Origin of the sequence: Pseudonocardia spirodelae, assembly GCF_037727765.1 — a bacterium.
GTDB classification, from domain to species: Bacteria; Actinomycetota; Actinomycetes; order Mycobacteriales; family Pseudonocardiaceae; genus Pseudonocardia; species Pseudonocardia spirodelae.
This window is the reverse complement of record NZ_JBBJUP010000017.1, coordinates 36,280-51,702: the sequence shown is the minus strand read 5'-3', so window position 1 is coordinate 51,702 and position 15,423 is coordinate 36,280. Positions and strand designations below refer to the sequence as shown.

The following is a 15,423-nucleotide window of genomic DNA, read 5'->3' as shown; positions in this document are numbered from 1 at the left end:
GATCACTTCCTCGTTTCGGTGGCTGTGTCCGCGGGGTCGGCGGTGAGACCGTTCTCCCGGCGGAAGGATTCGTAGACGTCGAGCAGCACGCGCTTCTGCCGCTCGTTGAGGGTCGGATCGGTGAGCACCGCGTCGGTCACCTGACCGGCGGGCCGCTCCTCGAGGATGCCGGCGCGGACGTAGAGCGCCTCGGCCGAGATCCGCAGACCCTTGGCGATCTGCTGGAGGATCTCCGCCGACGGCTTGCGCAGTCCGCGCTCGACCTGGCTCAGGTACGGGTTGCTGACACCCGCGGTCCGTGCGAGCTGGCGCATCGAGACCTGCGCGGCCTCCCGCTGGGCCCGGATGTAGGAACCGATGTCCTCCACCGCGTGCCCGACGGTCTGGCCGACCGACTCGACGGCCTGCGCGACGCGCTCGACCGGCTCGACGGACTCGCGCTCTCCGTGCTTGCGCTCGGTGGCCATCCGTCTCACCTCCGGTCGATCCGTCCCTGACTGACTGACGAGATCGACCGTACGCGCTGCCGCTAGCTCCTGCAAGCACAGTGCTAGCGCTGGTCACGTGGCCTTCGCCACGTTCATGACGGCCCGGTGACGGCGGGGTGTCCGCCGGGTCAGCCGATCACCAGCTCACCGACGGCGTGGATCACCAGCCCGGCCAGGGCCCCGACGACGGTGCCGTTGATGCGGATCCACTGCAGGTCGCGCCCGACCTGCAGCTCGATCTTGCGCGAGGTCTCCTCGGCGTCCCACCTGGCGACGGTCTCGGTGATGAGCGTGGTGATCTGGTGGCGGTAGTGGCGCACGACGTACGCCGCGGCGTCGGCCAGCCAGCCGTCGAGCTTGGCGCGCAGCTCGTCGTCGCGGCCGAGCCGGCGCCCGAACGCCATGAGCCCGTCGCGCACGCGCAGGCGCAGCTCGTTGGACGGGTCGTCGGCCGCGTCGAGCACCATCGCCTTGACGACGGTCCACGCGCGTCCGATGAAGTGCTGCACCTCGGGGTGCTCGACGACCTGGCGCTTGACCTGCTCGGCGCGCTCCATCGTCGTCGCGTCGAACTGCAGGTCGCGGGCGAACTCGGCGAGGTAGCGGTCGACGGCGTGGCGCAGCGGGTGCTCGGTGTCGGTCTTGACCGCCCAGGCGTAGCCGCGGATCTCGGCGAACAGCTTGTCCGCCACCAGGTCGTCGACGAAGCGCGGCGTCCAGGACGGCGCCCGGTCGTGGACCACGCGCAGCACCATCTCCTGGTTGTCGGCGACCCAGTCGTAGGCCCGGTCGCAGACCAGGTCGACCAGACGGCGGTGCGCGCCGTCGGCGAGGACGCCCTCCAGGGCCTTGCCCAGCGGGGGCCCCACCGGGATCTCCATCAGCTTGCGGACGGCGACGGTCTCGACGACGCGCTGCACGTCCTCGTCGCGCAGCACGGTCACGACGGCCCGCGCGGCGGTCACGAGCTCGGTGGTGACCCGCCCGGCGTTCTCCTCGCGGGCGATCCAGCGCCCGACGGCCTCGCTGACCCCGACGCGCTCCAGCTTGTCGCGCACGACGGCCTCGGACAGGAAGTTCTCGCCGACGAAGTCGCCGAGGCTGTCGCCGATCATGTCCTTCTTGCGCGGGATGATCGCGGTGTGCGGGATCGGCAGCCGCAGCGGGTGCCGGAACAGCGCGGTGACGGCGAACCAGTCGGCCAGCGCGCCGACCATGCCGGCCTCGGCGGCCGCACGGACGTAGTCGGCCCCCGGGACCCCCCGGACGACCTCGAGGTACTTCGCCACGAAGAACACGACGGTCGCGCCGAGGAGGAACCCGGTCGCGACGGCCTTCATGCGGCGCAGGTCGCGGCGCTTCTGTTCGTCGCCGGGGCCGAAGCCGCCGAGAGGGACGCTGGGGACGGTTCCGACGGTCCGGTCCCGGTGCGGGGCGGGGGCCGGGCGCTCCGGCGCGCGGGAGGTCTGCACGCGTTCCATAGTGCCCGTGGGGGACGACATCGGGCGCCGGGGGCGGTGCGGACCGGGGGCCGGCCGGGTCCGGGGGCTGTCCCGCCGGACCCGGCCGAGGCCGGTGGAGCGGCTGCGCGGCGAGGGAGAAGTGCCCCCTCGGGCGCCGCTTCCGGGCGTACCGCCCGGCCGGTCCCGGCACCCCCGGACGGCGGGGGCGGCAGCGGGACGAGCCCGGGCGGGCGGTACGACGGACCGTGCGGGCCGGCGGCTTCCGGCCGCCCCGCCCGGGGTGGATCAGCGGCGCGCGGTGTCCGCGGAGTCGCGCGACGGCTCGGCCGCGAGACCGGCCTGCTCGGCACCACGGCGGCGGACGGCGTCGCAGATCGCGTCGACGACCAGGGCCGCCTCCGGCACCCGGTAGCCGATGCGGCCCGGCGCGACGCGCCACTGCACCCAGCCGTCGGGGCGCTCGGTCGGCGGCGCCACGACGCCGATGCCGTCGGTGTGCAGCACGACGTCGGCGTGCAGGCTCAGCTCGGCCGGCAGGGCGTGGCGCGGAGTCATCGGGAACCACCAGGTGCCCTCGGGCGTGGCCGCGACCGGCACGACCTCACCGGCCTCGCGCAGCGTCCGGCAGACCTGGCGACCGAGGTCGGCGGGGACCTCGACGACGTCGAGCGCGTCACCCGTCGCGAGCATCACCTCCGCGCCCGGCCCCGGCACGAGCGGCCAGCCGTGGTCCACGTACTCGCGTGCGGCCGCCCGCAGCTCCGCGCCGTAGACGGCTCGGTAGCTGTCCCACCAGGACATGCAGTCCACTTCCTTCCGCTTGCGCGGCAACCCCTGCGGTGCCGCCTTCCTGTGAAGTGCAACACCAGGATGGGGTGCCGGGTCACGACTTCGCGAGGGGTACGCGGCGAGGACGCACGGCGGCGAGACGAGCGGGGAGGACCTACCGCACGGCGTCGCGACCGCCGGTGAACGGCAGGTGACCGGGCGCAGCGGGCCGACGACCGGTGGCAACCCCCGGGCGCCCCGCCGCGTCGCCGGTCGTCGCACCGCTCGACATGCCTTCCGCGTCAACTGTCTTTACGATCGAGACAGTTGGATCGAGCGGAGGGACGGACATGGCGTCGACGACGGCGAGGGCGGGCCGGCCGGTGGGACCGGCGACCGCGGCGGACACGGCCCGGACCTGGGTGGTGCTGGCGGCCGCGGTGCTGCAGGCGGTCGCGGGGTCGCTCGGGGGCAGCGGGGTGTTCGGGGAGGACCAGCGGGTGCTGAGCGACCGCTACCCGTCGCTCATCACCCCGGCGACGGTCGCGTTCTCGATCTGGGGGCTCATCTACGTGGCCCTGCTGGTGTACGCGGTGTACCAGTCGCTGCCCGGGCAGCGCTCGCGCCCGGTGCACCGCGCCACGGGGTGGCTGTTCGTGGTGAGCGCGGCGTGCAACGCGGGCTGGATCGTCGTGTTCTCCCAGGAGTTCCTGGGCACGGCGCAGCTGCTGATCGTGGCCCTGCTCGTGACGCTGGCGCTCACGCTGCGCCGGCTGGCCGCGTTCCCGGCCGACGGGGTCGCGGACCGGGCGCTGCTGCACGGGCCGCTCGCGTTCTACGCGGGCTGGGTGTCGCTGGCGACGGTCGCCGGGTTCTCGGTGACGCTGACCTACTGGGGCCTGCCCCTCGGCCCGGTGACGGCGGCGGTGCTCCTGCTCGTCGGCGTCGTGGCGGCCGGGCTGGCCACCCGCCGCACGACGGCGGCGCTGCCCTACGCGGCGACGGCCGCCTGGGCGCTGTTCTGGGTGGCGGTGGAGTCCGGGTCGGCCGGCACGGTGCCGGTGGCCGTGGTCGCGGCGGCCGGCGTCGTCGCGGTCGTGGTCGCGGCGGTGCTGCGGGCGCGCGAGGGACTGCGCCCGGCCTTCGGCTGACCCCGGGCACGACGACGGCGCCGGTACCCAGCGGGTACCGGCGCCGTCGCGCTGCGCGGGACGTGCCCGCGCCGAAGTCAGATCACGCGGACCGAGTCGGCCTGCGGGCCCTTCTTGCCCTGGCTCGACTGGAAGTCGACGCGCTGGTTCTCCTCGAGCGTGCGGAAGCCGTTCGACTCGATGGCGGAGTAGTGGACGAAGACGTCCGGTCCCTCGTCGTCGGTGGCGATGAAGCCGAAGCCCTTCTCGGCGTTGAACCACTTGACGGTGCCCTGCGGCATAACTTGTGTCCTTCTCAGATGGAGCGGTTCCGGACCCTCACGGCGAGGGCCGGAGGTCGCGCAGGCACCGTCGGGACACCTCAGCGCCGACCGTCGAAGCCCACCGTCACAACTTCACACGGACGCTTCTCAACGATCGAGGGAAGAACGACTGCAACCGGCGAGCACGCTACCACGCCCCGGCGACACCGCGGCCGACCTCGTGCGACGACGGGTCGGGACCCCCTCCCGCACCGGTGACGCCGCGAACCCCGCGCGCCATGGCCGTCACGGTCGTCACGGGGCGTGAGATCGGCCCGTCGCTTCCGGTACGGGCGGTCACCACGATCCCGAACGGGTGAGCGCGGACGCGGTTCCACGCCGACGGGTGAGCGCGCGGCGGCACCTCTCACCGGTCCGGGTGGCCGGGCCGGTCCGCGGCGGCTCCGGCGGGGCGCGCGCACCCGTACGGGGTCGCCCGGTCCGGGGGCGGTGCGGTCCGACACGGTCGCTGCGTGACCGCTGAGGCCCCTGTGACCCCTGTGACCACGATCAGGGCACTGGTGGACGACCGCCCGTGGCCGCAAGCTCTGCGCCGTCCGTCACCACCGGCCGCAGCACAGCGAACTGGAGCCACCGTGCGATCCCGAGTCACCACATCCGTCGCCCTGACCCTCATGATCGGCACCCTGGGTGTGTCCGGCGCCGGTGTGGCCGGCGCCGCGGAGCCCGCCCGTGCCTCCGTCCCGGTCGTCCACACCGGCCCCGCACCGGCGCAGGCCGGCGACGACGGTCCGCTGGACCGCCTGTTCGACTCCCTGTTCGGCGGCTCGACGGCCACCGTCCCGACGGTCCCCGCCGCGCCCGCCCAGGCGGCGCTCCCGGCAGCCCCGGGGCAGGCGGTGCCCACCCCGCCCGTGCCCACCCCGCCCGTGCCGGGCGCACCCACGGTCCCCGGCGCGCCCGCCGCTCCGGCCCTGCCGGGGGCACCGCAGGTCCCGGCCGCGCCGGCCGTCCCGGGGGCTCCGGCCCTGCCCTCGGCCCCCGCCGCACCGGCCGTCCCGGGCGCGCCCGCGCTGCCCGGCGCCCCGGCCGCACCGGCGGCTCCGCAGGTCCCGGGCGCGCCCGCGGTCCCGCCGGCGCCCGCGGTCCCGGCCGTCCCCGCCGCACCGGTCGCGCAGCCCGCCCCGGCGGTCTCGGTCACTCCGGCGGTCGCCCAGGAGGTCGCCGCGGACCGGGGCGCCGCACAGCTGCCCGAGCCGCCGCCCGCCCCGCCCGTCCCGGGTGCCCCGGGTGTCCCGCAGGCCCCGGCGGTGCCGGGCGCGCCGCAGGCGCCCGCCGTCCCGCCGGCCCCGGCCCTCCCGCAGGCCCCCGCCGTGCCGGGCGCGCCCGCGGCGCCGGCCGTCCCGGGTGCCCCTGCCGTCCCCGGCGCGCCGTCCGTACCGGGTGCGCCTGCCGTGCCGCAGGCTCCCGCCGTCCCGGGCGCACCGGCCGCGCCGCAGGTCCCCGCCGTCCCCGGTGCCGCCGCCCCGAACGGGACCGTCGCGGACCCGGGTTCCACCACCACCGGTCAGGACGCGACGGCGCAGGCCCCGGCCGGCGCGACCGGCACCGCGCCGGCGAAGCCGAGCCTCTGGGAGCGGCTGTTCGGTACGACCCGCTGATCCGCACCGCCACGCGACGGCGTCCCGGGACCGGGGCGCCGTCGCGGCGCGTCCGGACCCGTGCGGGTCGGGTCGGGTCAGGCCAGCTCGGTGGACCAGCCGCGCTGCAGCGCGCCCAGCACCTCGTCGAGCAGGTCGGCGAGCTCGGCACCGTCGTCGGCCAGCCACCGCTCGTAGGCGGCGATGCACACGCCCAGGCAGGCGTGCCCGATGCTCTGCGGCACCAGACCCGACGGGTCCTCGCCCCGGCGTCCGGCGACGTGGTCGGCCACGACCTCCCGCCAGGAGGCGTAGCGCAGCGTCGAGTGCGCCTGCAGCGCGGGTGTCTGCAGGATCAGCCGCAGCCGTCGCCGGTGCCACGGCTGCTCGGCCGGCTCGACGTGGTTGAACTCCAGCACCGCGCGCCGCACGCCCTCGAGCACCGGCAGGTCCGGCGGCTGGGCCGCGAGCACCGCACGCATGCGGACGAGCTGCTCGTCGAAGGCGCCCCAGGCGACGTCGTTCTTCGAGGCGAAGTAGCGGAAGAAGGTGCGCCGCCCGATGCCGGCGGCGTGCGCGACGTCGTCGACGGTCGTGTGCTCGAACCCCTGGTCGCTGAACATCTCCAGCGCGATGTGCTCGATCTCCGAGCGCGAGGTGACCGGCCGCCTGCCCGCCCGCCGCGCCCCGTGGCCGTCGGCTCCCCCGTCCTCGTCGTTCTCGGTCACCGCCGACATCGTCGCCCCGCCGTGCTCCCCGGCCGTCCGGTCATGTCCCGACCGGCGGACCGGGAGGGCCGATCGGTACGCCGTCGCGCCCGATCATCCCACGTCCGGGCCCGGCCGCAGCCGCACGTCGGCCCCGGGCGGCCGCCGTTCGCCGAGCTGCCCTCCCATTCTGTCGGTGTGTCACGGCACACTCGCGCCATACGGACCGGGTCCCACACCGACGGGCCCGCCGAGGGGGGAAACCATGAGCGCACCCGCACGAGCCGCCGACACGATCGTGGACGAGCGGCCTCCCGAGGAACGGCTCGAGGACTACCGCCGTGAGCTGACCGGCTACTGCTACCGGATGCTCGGCTCCGCGTTCGAGGCCGAGGACGCGGTGCAGGACACCATGGTGCGGGCCTGGCGGGGCGTCGCGAAGTTCGACGGCCGGTCCTCGCTGCGGTCCTGGCTGTACCGGATCGCCACCAACGTCTGCATCGACGCGCTCAACGGCCGCAAGCGCCGCGCCGTCCCGATGGACATCGGCGGGCCCGGCGCGCCGGTCGCGGAGTCGCTGCGCGAGCCGCTGCCCGACGCCGACTGGCTCGAGCCGATGCCCGACGCGCGGGTGTCGACCCCGGCCGGCGACCCGGCCGAGAAGGCCGTCGCGAAGGAGACCATCCGGCTCGCGTTCATCGCGGCCCTGCAGCACCTGCCGGCCCGGCAGCGCGCGGTGCTGATCCTGCGCGAGGTCCTGTGCTGGAAGGCCGCCGAGGTCGCGACGCTGCTCGACACCACCGTCGCGTCGGTCAACAGCGCCCTGCAGCGGGCCCGCGCGACGCTCGCCGAGCAGGGCATCTCCGAGACCGCGCCGAAGACCTCGCCGACGATGGACCCGGCACAGACCGAGCTGCTCATGCGCTACATGGCGGCGTTCGAGGCGTTCGACATGGAGGCGCTGACCGCGCTGCTGCACGAGGACGTGGAGCAGAACATGCCGCCGCTGGAGCTGTGGTTCCGCGGGCGCGAGGACGTCATCGCCTGGATGGCGACCGGCCCCGGGCAGAGCTGCCGCGGCTCGCGCGTCGCCCCGGTGGAGATCAACGGGACGGTCGGCTTCGCACAGTGGAAGCCGACCGGGCCGGCCGGCGAGTTCGAGGCGTGGGGCATCACGGCGCTGCGCGTCGAGGACGGCGCGGTCACCGGGCTGAGCATCTTCCTGAACACCGAGCTGTTCGGCTACTTCGGCCTGCCGCTGAAGCTGGCGGACCGGCCGGAGCTGTGGGAGCCGAAGACGGCGTGATCCGCTCCACCCTCGGCGAACCCCGTCCTCCCACGGCGTAACCGCAGGTCAGGGCACCTCCTCGGGGCCTAGCGTCGGCGACGCACCCCGAGGAGGCCCGATGCCCGTCCTGTCCACCCCGTCCGAGCTCGCCGACCGGCTGCTCGGCGAACGGATCGTCGTGCTCGCCCGCGAGCTCGACGACGACGCCGCCGCCGAGACGTCCGCGCGGCTGCTGCTGCTCGCCGCCGAGGACGCCCGCCGCGACATCACGCTGCACGTGCTGTCCCCCGGCGGCTCGCCCGTGGCCGCGCTGGCCCTGCACGACACGATCCGCGGGCTCGGCACCGACGTCGCGACGGTCGCGGCCGGGTCGCTCGCGGGGCCGGTCCCGTTCGTCGTCGCCTCGGGCACCCCGGGCAAGCGGCTGGCCCGCCCGCACGCGGCGTTCCGGCCCACCGACGACGGCCCCGTGCGCGGGTCGCACCCCGGCGACGTCCGGGTCCGTGCCGACCACTTGGCCGCGCGCCGGGCGGAGATCGCCGCACTCACCGAGGCGTACTGCGGGGCCGCGCTGCCCGAGAGCGTCCGGGACCGGTGGGTGTCCGCGACCGAGGCGGTGACGCTGGGGATCGTCGACCGGAACGGATAGCTAGAGTCTCCGCTGTGCGAGTCTCGGAGCTGTCCCGGTCGTCCGGCGTCCCCGTCGCGACGATCAAGTACTACCTGCGCGAGAACCTGCTGCACCGCGGCGAGACGACGTCGCCGAACCAGGCCCGCTACGACGACACGCACCTGCGCCGGCTGCGGCTGGTCCGTGCGCTCGTCGAGGTCGGCGGGCTGCCCGTCGCCACGGTCCGCGACGTCCTCGCCGCCGTCGACGACCCGGGCGTCGACCTGCACTCGGTCCTGGGGCGCACCGTCTCCGCGATCACCCGCGACCCCGGGGCGGCCGACGAGCGCGCGGTCGGCGACGCCGACACCGACCTGGCGACGATCACGTCGCACACCGGCTGGCGGGTCCACGACGGCGCCCCCGCCCTGGCCGGGGCACGGTCGGTGCTGGCCCGGATGCACGAGCTGGGGCAGGCGCCCGGCGAGGACACCCTGCGCGCCTGGGCCGACGCCGCCGACCGCGCCGCCGAGGGCGACCTGCTGGCCGTGCGGCGCAGCTCCGGGCGCGAGGAGGCCGCCGAGACCGCGCTGGTCGGGACGGTCCTCGGCGACGCGCTGCTCGCGTCGCTGCGCCGGGTGGCCCAGGAGAGCCGGTCCGCGCAGCTCTACCGCGGCTGATCCTCGGGCAGGCGCACCGTGACCAGAACGGCACGGTGGTCGCTGCCGGCGATGTCGAGCACCTCGTGGCGGCGGGTCGCCGAGCCCCGCGGCACCAGGACGTGGTCGATCCGGATGCCGGCCCACCTCGGCAGCGACGACGGGTAGGTGCCGACGAGGTCGTCACCGGTGCCGTCGGCGGCGTCGACGCAGCCGCCGAGCGCGTCGCGCAGCCGGCGGTGGTCGGCGACGGCGTTGAGGTCGCCCGCCACGAGGGGTGCCGGGCGGGTCCGCGTCCAGCGCCCGAGCAGGGCCAGCTCGTCGGCCCACATCCGGGTCCACCGCGGGTTCGTCGGCGCCGAGGTGTGCACCGCGTAGAGCGTGCGCAGCCCGAGCAGCCCGCCGGTGACCTCCAGGTGCGGCAGGCGGGTCCCCCGGCCCGGCCGGACGTCGACGTCGCCGGCCCGCGGCGAGACCAGGACCACGGTGCCGTGCCGGTCCTCGACGCCGGGCGGCACGGACGACCAGCCGCGGTACCCGGTGCTCCGGGGCAGGACCGCACCGAGGAACGCCGCGCCCGCCTCCGGCAGCACGACGACGTCGGGCCGCCGGTCCACGATCGTCGCGGCGAGCGCGACGGGGTCGGCCCGCCCGAGCAGCACGTTCGCGACCAGCACCGTCAGCTCCGGGCCCTGCGGGCGCGCCGCCGGGGTGTGCGGGACGAGCCGTCGCAGCGCGGGGCCGGCGGCCAGCGCACCGAGCCCGCCCGCCACCGCGGCCGCGCGACGGCGGCGGGCGAGCAGCAGCGCCGTGGCCGTCCCGAGCCCGGCGAGCCCGAGGTGCGGACGCAGGGCGACGAGCCCGACCAGCGCGGAGCGGCGGTCGACCCGCAGCCGGCGGGGCAGGACGGACACGGCGCTGCGCAGGACACGATCGACGATCACGGGCACGCGCGGTCAACGGCCGGCGCCCGGGGCGGGTTCCGGATGGACACTCCGGCTATCGGATAGCTACAGTATCCACATGGGGATCCGAGAGGTCGTGGCCTGGCACCGCCCGCTCGCCGTGGTCGGCCTCTCCTGCGCCGCGCTGGTGCCGCTCGGGGCCGCCGGCGTGCTGCTCGACCCGCGCGTCGTCCTCGGCGCCCCGGTGTGGCTCAAGCCGACCAAGTTCGCCCTGTCCATCGCGATCTACTGCCTGAGCTGGGCCTGGCTGTACGCGCAGCTGCGCGTCCGGCGCGGCCGCCTCCGCACCGCCCACCTCGCCGGGACGGTCGCCGCGGTCGCGCTCGCCGTCGAGCAGGTGGTCATCTCCGTGCAGGCCGGGCGCGGCACGACGAGCCACTTCAACAACACCTCGGTCCTCGACGCGTCGCTGTGGACCACGATGGGGGTGTCGATCGTGCTGGCCTGGCTGGCGACGCTGTGGGTCGCGGCCGGGCTGTTCGCCGTGCGGGACCTCGATCCGGCCCGCTCCGTCGCGATCCGGGCGGGGACGGTGCTGTCCCTGACCGGGATGGCGCTGGGCTTCCTCATGACCACTCCGACGCCGGACCAGCTCGCGGACTTCCGCGGGATCGCCGGGGCGCACACCGTCGGCGTCCCCGACGGCGGTCCCGGGCTCCCGCTCGTCGGCTGGAGCACGCTCGGCGGCGACCTGCGGATACCGCACTTCGCCGGCATGCACGCCCTGCAGCTGCTGCCGCTGCTCCTCGTCGCGCTGGAGCTCGCGGCGCGACGGGTGCCCCGTCTCGCCGACCCGCGGGTGCGACGCGACCTGGTGGTGACGGCGGCCGCGGCCTACGCGGGCCTGCTCGCCCTGCTGACCTGGCAGGCCCTGCGGGGGCAGCCGCTGCTCGCCCCGGACGCCGCGACCGGCGTCGCGGGCGCGGTGCTGCTCGCCGTCGTCGTCGCCGGGGCGGCCGTGTCCCTGCGCTCCCGGGGACCGGCGCTCACGCCAGGCAGGTGAGCGGCCGCCCGCCGTTGTACTCGACCATCTCCGCGAGGGCTCCCATGACGTCGATCGGCGCGCCGCGCTCGGCCCCGTCGAGCTCGGCACAGGCGCGGTGCAGGTTGCCGACGATCCGCTCGGAGTCGGGCCAGTCGGCGAACCGCCCGAGATCGGTGTCGCGGGCGGCCTGCAACGGCCCGATGCCGGCGTCGCGGGCGCGCTCGGCGAGGTCGGCCACGAACCGCAGGTACTCGAGCGTGTCCCGCACGGGGCCGTCCCCGTGGAACACCGGCCCGTGGCCGGGCACCGTCGTCGCCGCGCCGAGGGGCAGCACGACCGTCTCCAGGACGTCGATCGCGCCGGTCACCGACCCCATCAGGAGGAACGGCGTGCCGCCGTGGAACACGAGGTCCCCGCAGTAGAGGACCGACCGCTCCGGGACGTGCACGAGCACGTCGTTGGTGGTGTGCGCGGGCGTCCCCACGTGCACGACGTCCGCCCGCAGGTCCCCCAGGTGCAGCGCGACGCGGTCGGTGAAGGTGAGGAACGGCGGGTCCAGCGGCAGCGAACCCCAGTCGCCGTGGTCCCAGAACGGCAGCTCGCGCGGCGGCCCGAACGCGATCATCTCCGCGCGCGCCCGCTCGTGGGCGACGACGGTCGCCCCGGCGAACAGGGCGTTGCCCCAGGTGTGGTCGCCGTGGTGGTGGGTGTTGACCAGGGTGCGGACCGGGCGGTCGGTGGCCTCGGCGATGGCCGCCGCGAAGGCGCGGGTGCGGCGCTCGGTCGAGCACGAGTCGACGGCGACGGCGCCCTGCGGACCGACGAGCAGGCCGGCGTTGTTGATCCACCAGGTGCCGTCGGGCTGGACGTAGGCGAAGAGGCCGTCGGAGATCTCCTCCAGCCGCGGCGTGCCGGGGACGGTGATGTCGTGCGGGTGGACGCTCATGGCCGGATTCTGGCCCGCACGGGCGGGGCCCGCTCCGGAACCCGTGCCGCGACGTCAGGGCGCGGCCCGGTCCGCGATGTGCAGGTCCAGGCCGGTCTCGCCGGGGCGCACGTGCGGGGCCAGCTCCCAGCCGTCGGTGTAGTCGCCGGTGAACTGCGGCCGGTACGGGATCGGGTCGTCGTGGAAGAGGCCGTCGAGCCGGCCGAGCAGGTCGTCGCGGACGGCGCCGACGTCGGTGAGGTGGTCGGCGCCCGGCAGCGCCCAGGGCGGGAGGACGTCCATCCCGGTGTAGGCGAAGGTGCCGTGCAGCAGCCCGAACATCAGCTGGTGCAGCTCGCCGGACATGCCGCGCGGCCCGATCGCGGCCGGGCGGTCGCCGAGCGTCGTCACCGCGAACGCCCGCTTCCCGGCGAACCGGCCCTGCTCGAACCGCAGCCGCCGCCCGGTGACGGCGTCGGTCCCGAACGCGAACCCGCTGACGAGGACGCGGTCGAACCAGCCCTTGAGGATCGCGGGCGGCCCGTACCACCAGAGCGGGAACTGGACGACGAGCGCATCGGCCCGGCGCAGCTTGTCCTGCTCCCCGACGACGTCGTCCGGGAGCAGGCCGCAGAGGTACGCGGCCCGGGTGTCCGCGCCGACCCGGAACGGACCGGACCCGTCGTGCGCGCCGTCGCGCGGGCGCAGGACCGGGTCCCACCCCATCGCGTACAGGTCGGACTCGACGACGTCGTGACCGCACGACCGCAGCCGTCCGATGCCGGCCCGCCGCAGGTCGCCGTTCAGCGACCGGGGCTCGGGGTGGGCGCTCAACCAGAGGATCGTCGGCATACTGCGATCGTCGACGGCCGGGTCCGCCCCGGCCAGTACGGACAATTCTGTCGTCTGGAGGTCGCCGTGCGCCTGCCCGTGCTCCGTGCGCTGGAGGTGTGCCCGGTCGAGGTCGCCGTCTCGGTCCTCGGCGGGACGTGGAAGCTGACGCTGGTGAAGTACCTGCTCGACGGGCCGCGCCGGTTCAACGAGCTTGGCAGGCTGGTGCCGTCGGCGAACACCAAGACCCTGACCCGGCAGCTGCGGGAGCTGGAGAGCGACGGGATCGTGCACCGCACGGTGTTCGCGCAGGTGCCGCCGCGGGTGGAGTACCGGCTGACCGACCTGGGGCGGAGCCTGGAACCGGTGGTCGCGGTGATGGACCGGTGGGGTGCCGGTTTCGCCGAGCGCTACATCCGGGGGACGGCCACGGACGGACGGCGGTGAGAGAGTGTGGCCAGGGGCGGGGTCGAACCGCCGACCTTCCGCTTTTCAGGCGGACGCTCGTACCAACTGAGCTACCTGGCCCCGGCCTCCGGTGAACCGGAGATCCAGAGAGTGGAGCGACCCAGACGGGACTCGAACCCGCGACCTTCGCCGTGACAGGGCGACGCGCTAACCAACTGCGCCACTGGGCCTTGCTCTCGCGAGCGACATCGTAACCGACGCCTCTCGCGGTACCCCCAACGGGATTCGAACCCGCGCTGCCGCCTTGAAAGGGCGGAGTCCTAGGCCGCTAGACGATGGGGGCTGGAACCAGGCCCGTGGGCCTCGACCTTCCCTCAACGGCTGTCCGTTGGGAGTGGTTAAACCTTACGACACGACCGCGGGGGCGCCTGCAGCCACCCCCCGGTTGCGGTGTCGCCGCAGGTCAGCGGGCCACGGGCGGGGGCTGTTCCGGGTTGGGGGAGATCAGCCCCAGCATGTCGAGCAGCTCGCGCAGATCCCCGGAGTCGGCCGAGTTCCGGGCGACGACGAGCCGGGCGCGCTGCACCTGCTCGTCGGAGACCTTGAAGGCGTCGGCGGCGTTCCGCGGCGCCGGGATGGAACTGGTGTCGTCGTCGATTCCGCGCTTCGCGCCGATCGTCACGAGGCCTCCCCGTAGGCCGTCAGGACCTGCGCCGGACCCGTCCGTGGGACGCGCCGCGGTGCCGGTGTCCGTCGGTACCGCCACGTGTTGTGGCGGTGACCGAAACGTTACCCATCGTGCGGGGGCCCTGCACGCCCCTTCCCGGGTGACGGGCGGTCACGCAGCGGCGCACGGCGGGGCCCGGACGGCCGCCGACGCGGCCCGGGTCAGCGGTCGCCGGAGGTCCGGCAGGGGCTGCCCGACAGGTCTCCGACCGGCACCGATGCGGCGAGCGCGCGGTAGCCGGCGGGCGAGGGGTGCAAGCCGTCACCGGAGTCGAGGTCGGCGCGCAGGCGTCGCGGATCACCCGGATCGCCCAGTGCTACGGCGGCGTCGATCACCCCGTCGGCCCAGTCGCGGCCGTCCGTCCGGACCTGCTCGTTGACCGCGTCCCGGACGGCGACGACCTCCGGGCGGTCGCGCCCGCCGCTCGCCGAGGGCGGGATCGTGCTGAGGAACACGCGCAGGCCGGTGTCGCGGGCCCGCGCGGCGAAGGCCCGCAGGCCGGCGACGACCTCGTCGGCCCCGGCTCCGGCGGCGAGGTCGTTGGTGCCGACGAGCAGGATCACGTCGCGCACCCCCGGGACGGCCGCGACGTCGTCGTCCCAGCGGGTGAGGGGCGCGTCGCCACCGGCGGGCGGGTCGTCCTGCAGGAGCCGGTTGCGCGAGAGCCCCGCGTTCAGGACGGTCATCGGCCGGTCCCCGCCCGCGGCGGCGAGCCGGGCGGCGAGCTGGTCGGGGAAGCGGTCGTCGCCGCCGGGGGTGCTGCCGACCCCGTCGACGAGCGAGTCGCCGATCACGAGCACCGCGCCGTCGGGACGGGGGGCGAGCACCTCGAGCCCGGCCAGCAGCGGCCAGGACTGCAGGGTGGTGTCGAAGCCCGCCGGGTCCGGGGCCGCGGTGCGGTCCCCCGGCCCGGAGAGCCACGCGGTGCGCATCGCGACCGGGTGCGAGCCGATCGTGCGGGGCACCGCGGCCAGGAACAGGCTGACCGTCAGCGGCACCCCGGACGTGGCCGCGACGGGCGCGGGGTCGGTCAGGACCTCCTCGCCGGGGGCGAGCTCGACGCCGGGCCGCCCGCCGACGCTCAGCGGGACCGGACGGTCCACCGCGGCACCGGGCCCGGCGGTGCCGACCGTCACGGCACCGACGCGCAGCGGCCCGTCGCCGTGCCGGTTGGACAGCCGCAGCCGCAGCTGCCCGCCCGTGGCGCCGGGGCGGACGACCATCCGCAGGGTCCGCCCGGCCAGGCTGTCGCCGGGGACGGCCTGCTGCGCGGCGTGCCAGGCGGCGGTCCAGCCCGGTGCGCAGCTCACGGCCGCGGCGGCGGGGACGACCGCGGGCGCCGAGCCGCAGGCCGTCGCGAACCCGAGCAGCAGGGCGCCCAGCACCACCGCGCCGCGCCGGTGCACCGACCGGTCGCCACCCCGCACGGGCACCGCCTCCGTCCACACGGGCCCGCACGCGGATCGGACGGGTCTCCCACGCGCTGTGTCGGCCCGTCACCCGATCACGTTACGCAGGCACCCGGTCACGCTGCGACGATCGGCG

The 15,423-nt window shown here is 75.6% G+C and carries 17 protein-coding genes and 3 tRNA genes; 7 read left to right on the top strand and 13 right to left on the bottom strand.

Going from position 1 to position 15,423, the window contains the following annotated elements:
* Positions 1-2: 2 nt before the first annotated feature.
* The 3 genes from WJX68_RS19545 to WJX68_RS19535 all read right to left on the bottom strand — a co-directional run bounded on the left by WJX68_RS19545 (position 3) and on the right by WJX68_RS19535 (position 2,752).
* Positions 3-467 (bottom strand): helix-turn-helix domain-containing protein, encoded by a 465-nt coding sequence (locus tag WJX68_RS19545; protein ID WP_340293075.1) that lies wholly within the window; start codon positions 465-467, stop codon positions 3-5.
* Positions 468-616: 149 nt separating this feature from the next.
* The gene (locus tag WJX68_RS19540) at positions 617-1,960 is read right to left on the bottom strand and encodes a DUF445 domain-containing protein (protein ID WP_422785737.1); all 1,344 of its coding nucleotides are present in this window, start codon (positions 1,958-1,960) and stop codon (positions 617-619) included.
* Between the two features lie 276 nt (positions 1,961-2,236).
* Positions 2,237-2,752 carry a bifunctional DNA primase/polymerase gene (locus tag WJX68_RS19535; RefSeq protein WP_340293073.1) on the bottom strand — a complete coding sequence of 172 codons (516 nt, stop codon included), beginning with the start codon at positions 2,750-2,752 and terminating at the stop codon, positions 2,237-2,239.
* 317 nt (positions 2,753-3,069) lie between these two features.
* Between WJX68_RS19535 and WJX68_RS19530 the strand changes: the two genes are divergently transcribed.
* Entirely contained in the window at positions 3,070-3,870 is an 801-nt protein-coding gene (locus WJX68_RS19530) for a tryptophan-rich sensory protein (protein ID WP_340293071.1), read from the top strand.
* 77 nt (positions 3,871-3,947) lie between these two features.
* Here the strand turns inward: WJX68_RS19530 and WJX68_RS19525 are convergent, their stop codons facing one another.
* Positions 3,948-4,151 (bottom strand): cold-shock protein, encoded by a 204-nt coding sequence (locus WJX68_RS19525; protein WP_340293069.1) that lies wholly within the window; start codon positions 4,149-4,151, stop codon positions 3,948-3,950.
* A 617-nt stretch (positions 4,152-4,768) separates the two neighbouring features.
* Here WJX68_RS19525 and WJX68_RS19520 point away from each other — a divergent pair.
* Entirely contained in the window at positions 4,769-5,794 is a 1,026-nt protein-coding gene (locus WJX68_RS19520) for a hypothetical protein (RefSeq protein WP_340293067.1), read from the top strand.
* 77 nt (positions 5,795-5,871) lie between these two features.
* Here WJX68_RS19520 and mftR read toward each other — a convergent pair whose 3' ends face one another.
* Positions 5,872-6,510, bottom strand: coding sequence for a mycofactocin system transcriptional regulator (gene mftR, locus WJX68_RS19515; RefSeq protein ID WP_422785736.1), 639 nt, complete (start codon positions 6,508-6,510; stop codon positions 5,872-5,874).
* A 235-nt stretch (positions 6,511-6,745) separates the two neighbouring features.
* On the opposite strand from mftR, the gene WJX68_RS19510 reads away from it, so the two are divergent.
* From WJX68_RS19510 to WJX68_RS19500, 3 genes are all read left to right on the top strand, one after another.
* Positions 6,746-7,786: a sigma-70 family RNA polymerase sigma factor gene (locus tag WJX68_RS19510; RefSeq protein ID WP_340293063.1), complete on the top strand. Its 1,041-nt coding sequence runs from the start codon at positions 6,746-6,748 to the stop codon at positions 7,784-7,786.
* A gap of 100 nt (positions 7,787-7,886) precedes the next feature.
* On the top strand, positions 7,887-8,417 hold the full coding sequence (locus WJX68_RS19505; RefSeq protein ID WP_340293061.1) for an ATP-dependent Clp protease proteolytic subunit: 531 nt from the start codon (positions 7,887-7,889) through the stop codon (positions 8,415-8,417).
* Between the two features lie 14 nt (positions 8,418-8,431).
* Positions 8,432-9,058 (top strand): MerR family transcriptional regulator, encoded by a 627-nt coding sequence (locus WJX68_RS19500; RefSeq protein WP_340293059.1) that lies wholly within the window; start codon positions 8,432-8,434, stop codon positions 9,056-9,058.
* Here WJX68_RS19500 and WJX68_RS19495 read toward each other — a convergent pair.
* A complete protein-coding gene (locus tag WJX68_RS19495; protein WP_340293057.1) occupies positions 9,046-9,981 on the bottom strand; it encodes an endonuclease/exonuclease/phosphatase family protein in 936 nt (311 codons plus the stop codon). The two genes, WJX68_RS19500 and WJX68_RS19495, sit on opposite strands and share 13 nt — an antisense overlap.
* Before the next feature lie 79 nt (positions 9,982-10,060).
* Here WJX68_RS19495 and WJX68_RS19490 point away from each other — a divergent pair, with 79 nt between their 5' ends.
* Positions 10,061-11,005 carry a hypothetical protein gene (locus WJX68_RS19490; protein ID WP_340293055.1) on the top strand — a complete coding sequence of 315 codons (945 nt, stop codon included), beginning with the start codon at positions 10,061-10,063 and terminating at the stop codon, positions 11,003-11,005.
* Here the strand turns inward: WJX68_RS19490 and WJX68_RS19485 are convergent.
* Positions 10,989-11,933 carry an MBL fold metallo-hydrolase gene (locus WJX68_RS19485; RefSeq protein WP_340293053.1) on the bottom strand — a complete coding sequence of 315 codons (945 nt, stop codon included), beginning with the start codon at positions 11,931-11,933 and terminating at the stop codon, positions 10,989-10,991. The two genes, WJX68_RS19490 and WJX68_RS19485, sit on opposite strands and share 17 nt — an antisense overlap.
* Positions 11,934-11,987: 54 nt before the next feature.
* A complete protein-coding gene (locus WJX68_RS19480; protein WP_340293052.1) occupies positions 11,988-12,764 on the bottom strand; it encodes an NAD(P)H-dependent oxidoreductase in 777 nt (258 codons plus the stop codon).
* A gap of 66 nt (positions 12,765-12,830) precedes the next feature.
* Here WJX68_RS19480 and WJX68_RS19475 point away from each other — a divergent pair, with 66 nt between their 5' ends.
* Complete coding sequence (locus tag WJX68_RS19475; RefSeq protein WP_340293050.1) at positions 12,831-13,190, top strand: winged helix-turn-helix transcriptional regulator; 360 nt, start codon at positions 12,831-12,833, stop codon at positions 13,188-13,190.
* Positions 13,191-13,197: 7 nt separating this feature from the next.
* Here WJX68_RS19475 and WJX68_RS19470 read toward each other — a convergent pair.
* The 5 genes from WJX68_RS19470 to WJX68_RS19450 all read right to left on the bottom strand — a co-directional run bounded on the left by WJX68_RS19470 (position 13,198) and on the right by WJX68_RS19450 (position 15,311).
* A tRNA-Phe gene (locus WJX68_RS19470) sits at positions 13,198-13,271 on the bottom strand.
* A 36-nt stretch (positions 13,272-13,307) separates the two neighbouring features.
* Positions 13,308-13,381: transfer RNA gene (locus WJX68_RS19465), tRNA-Asp, on the bottom strand.
* Between the two features lie 40 nt (positions 13,382-13,421).
* Positions 13,422-13,494: transfer RNA gene (locus WJX68_RS19460), tRNA-Glu, on the bottom strand.
* Positions 13,495-13,614: 120 nt separating this feature from the next.
* Positions 13,615-13,833 (bottom strand): hypothetical protein, encoded by a 219-nt coding sequence (locus WJX68_RS19455; RefSeq protein WP_340293048.1) that lies wholly within the window; start codon positions 13,831-13,833, stop codon positions 13,615-13,617.
* 206 nt (positions 13,834-14,039) lie between these two features.
* Positions 14,040-15,311, bottom strand: coding sequence for a GDSL-type esterase/lipase family protein (locus WJX68_RS19450; RefSeq protein WP_340293046.1), 1,272 nt, complete (start codon positions 15,309-15,311; stop codon positions 14,040-14,042).
* Positions 15,312-15,423: the final 112 nt, after the last annotated feature.

Coding starts and splice junctions, on each gene's coding strand:
- WJX68_RS19480 (WP_340293052.1), bottom strand. CDS start 12,764: ATGCCGACGATCCTCTGGTTGAGCGCCCACCCCGAGCCCCGGTCGCTG.
- WJX68_RS19525 (WP_340293069.1), bottom strand. CDS start 4,151: ATGCCGCAGGGCACCGTCAAGTGGTTCAACGCCGAGAAGGGCTTCGGC.
- WJX68_RS19545 (WP_340293075.1), bottom strand. CDS start 467: ATGGCCACCGAGCGCAAGCACGGAGAGCGCGAGTCCGTCGAGCCGGTC.
- WJX68_RS19530 (WP_340293071.1), top strand. CDS start 3,070: ATGGCGTCGACGACGGCGAGGGCGGGCCGGCCGGTGGGACCGGCGACC.
- WJX68_RS19505 (WP_340293061.1), top strand. CDS start 7,887: ATGCCCGTCCTGTCCACCCCGTCCGAGCTCGCCGACCGGCTGCTCGGC.
- WJX68_RS19490 (WP_340293055.1), top strand. CDS start 10,061: ATGGGGATCCGAGAGGTCGTGGCCTGGCACCGCCCGCTCGCCGTGGTC.
- mftR (WP_422785736.1), bottom strand. CDS start 6,510: ATGTCGGCGGTGACCGAGAACGACGAGGACGGGGGAGCCGACGGCCAC.
- WJX68_RS19535 (WP_340293073.1), bottom strand. CDS start 2,752: ATGTCCTGGTGGGACAGCTACCGAGCCGTCTACGGCGCGGAGCTGCGG.
- WJX68_RS19510 (WP_340293063.1), top strand. CDS start 6,746: ATGAGCGCACCCGCACGAGCCGCCGACACGATCGTGGACGAGCGGCCT.
- WJX68_RS19485 (WP_340293053.1), bottom strand. CDS start 11,933: ATGAGCGTCCACCCGCACGACATCACCGTCCCCGGCACGCCGCGGCTG.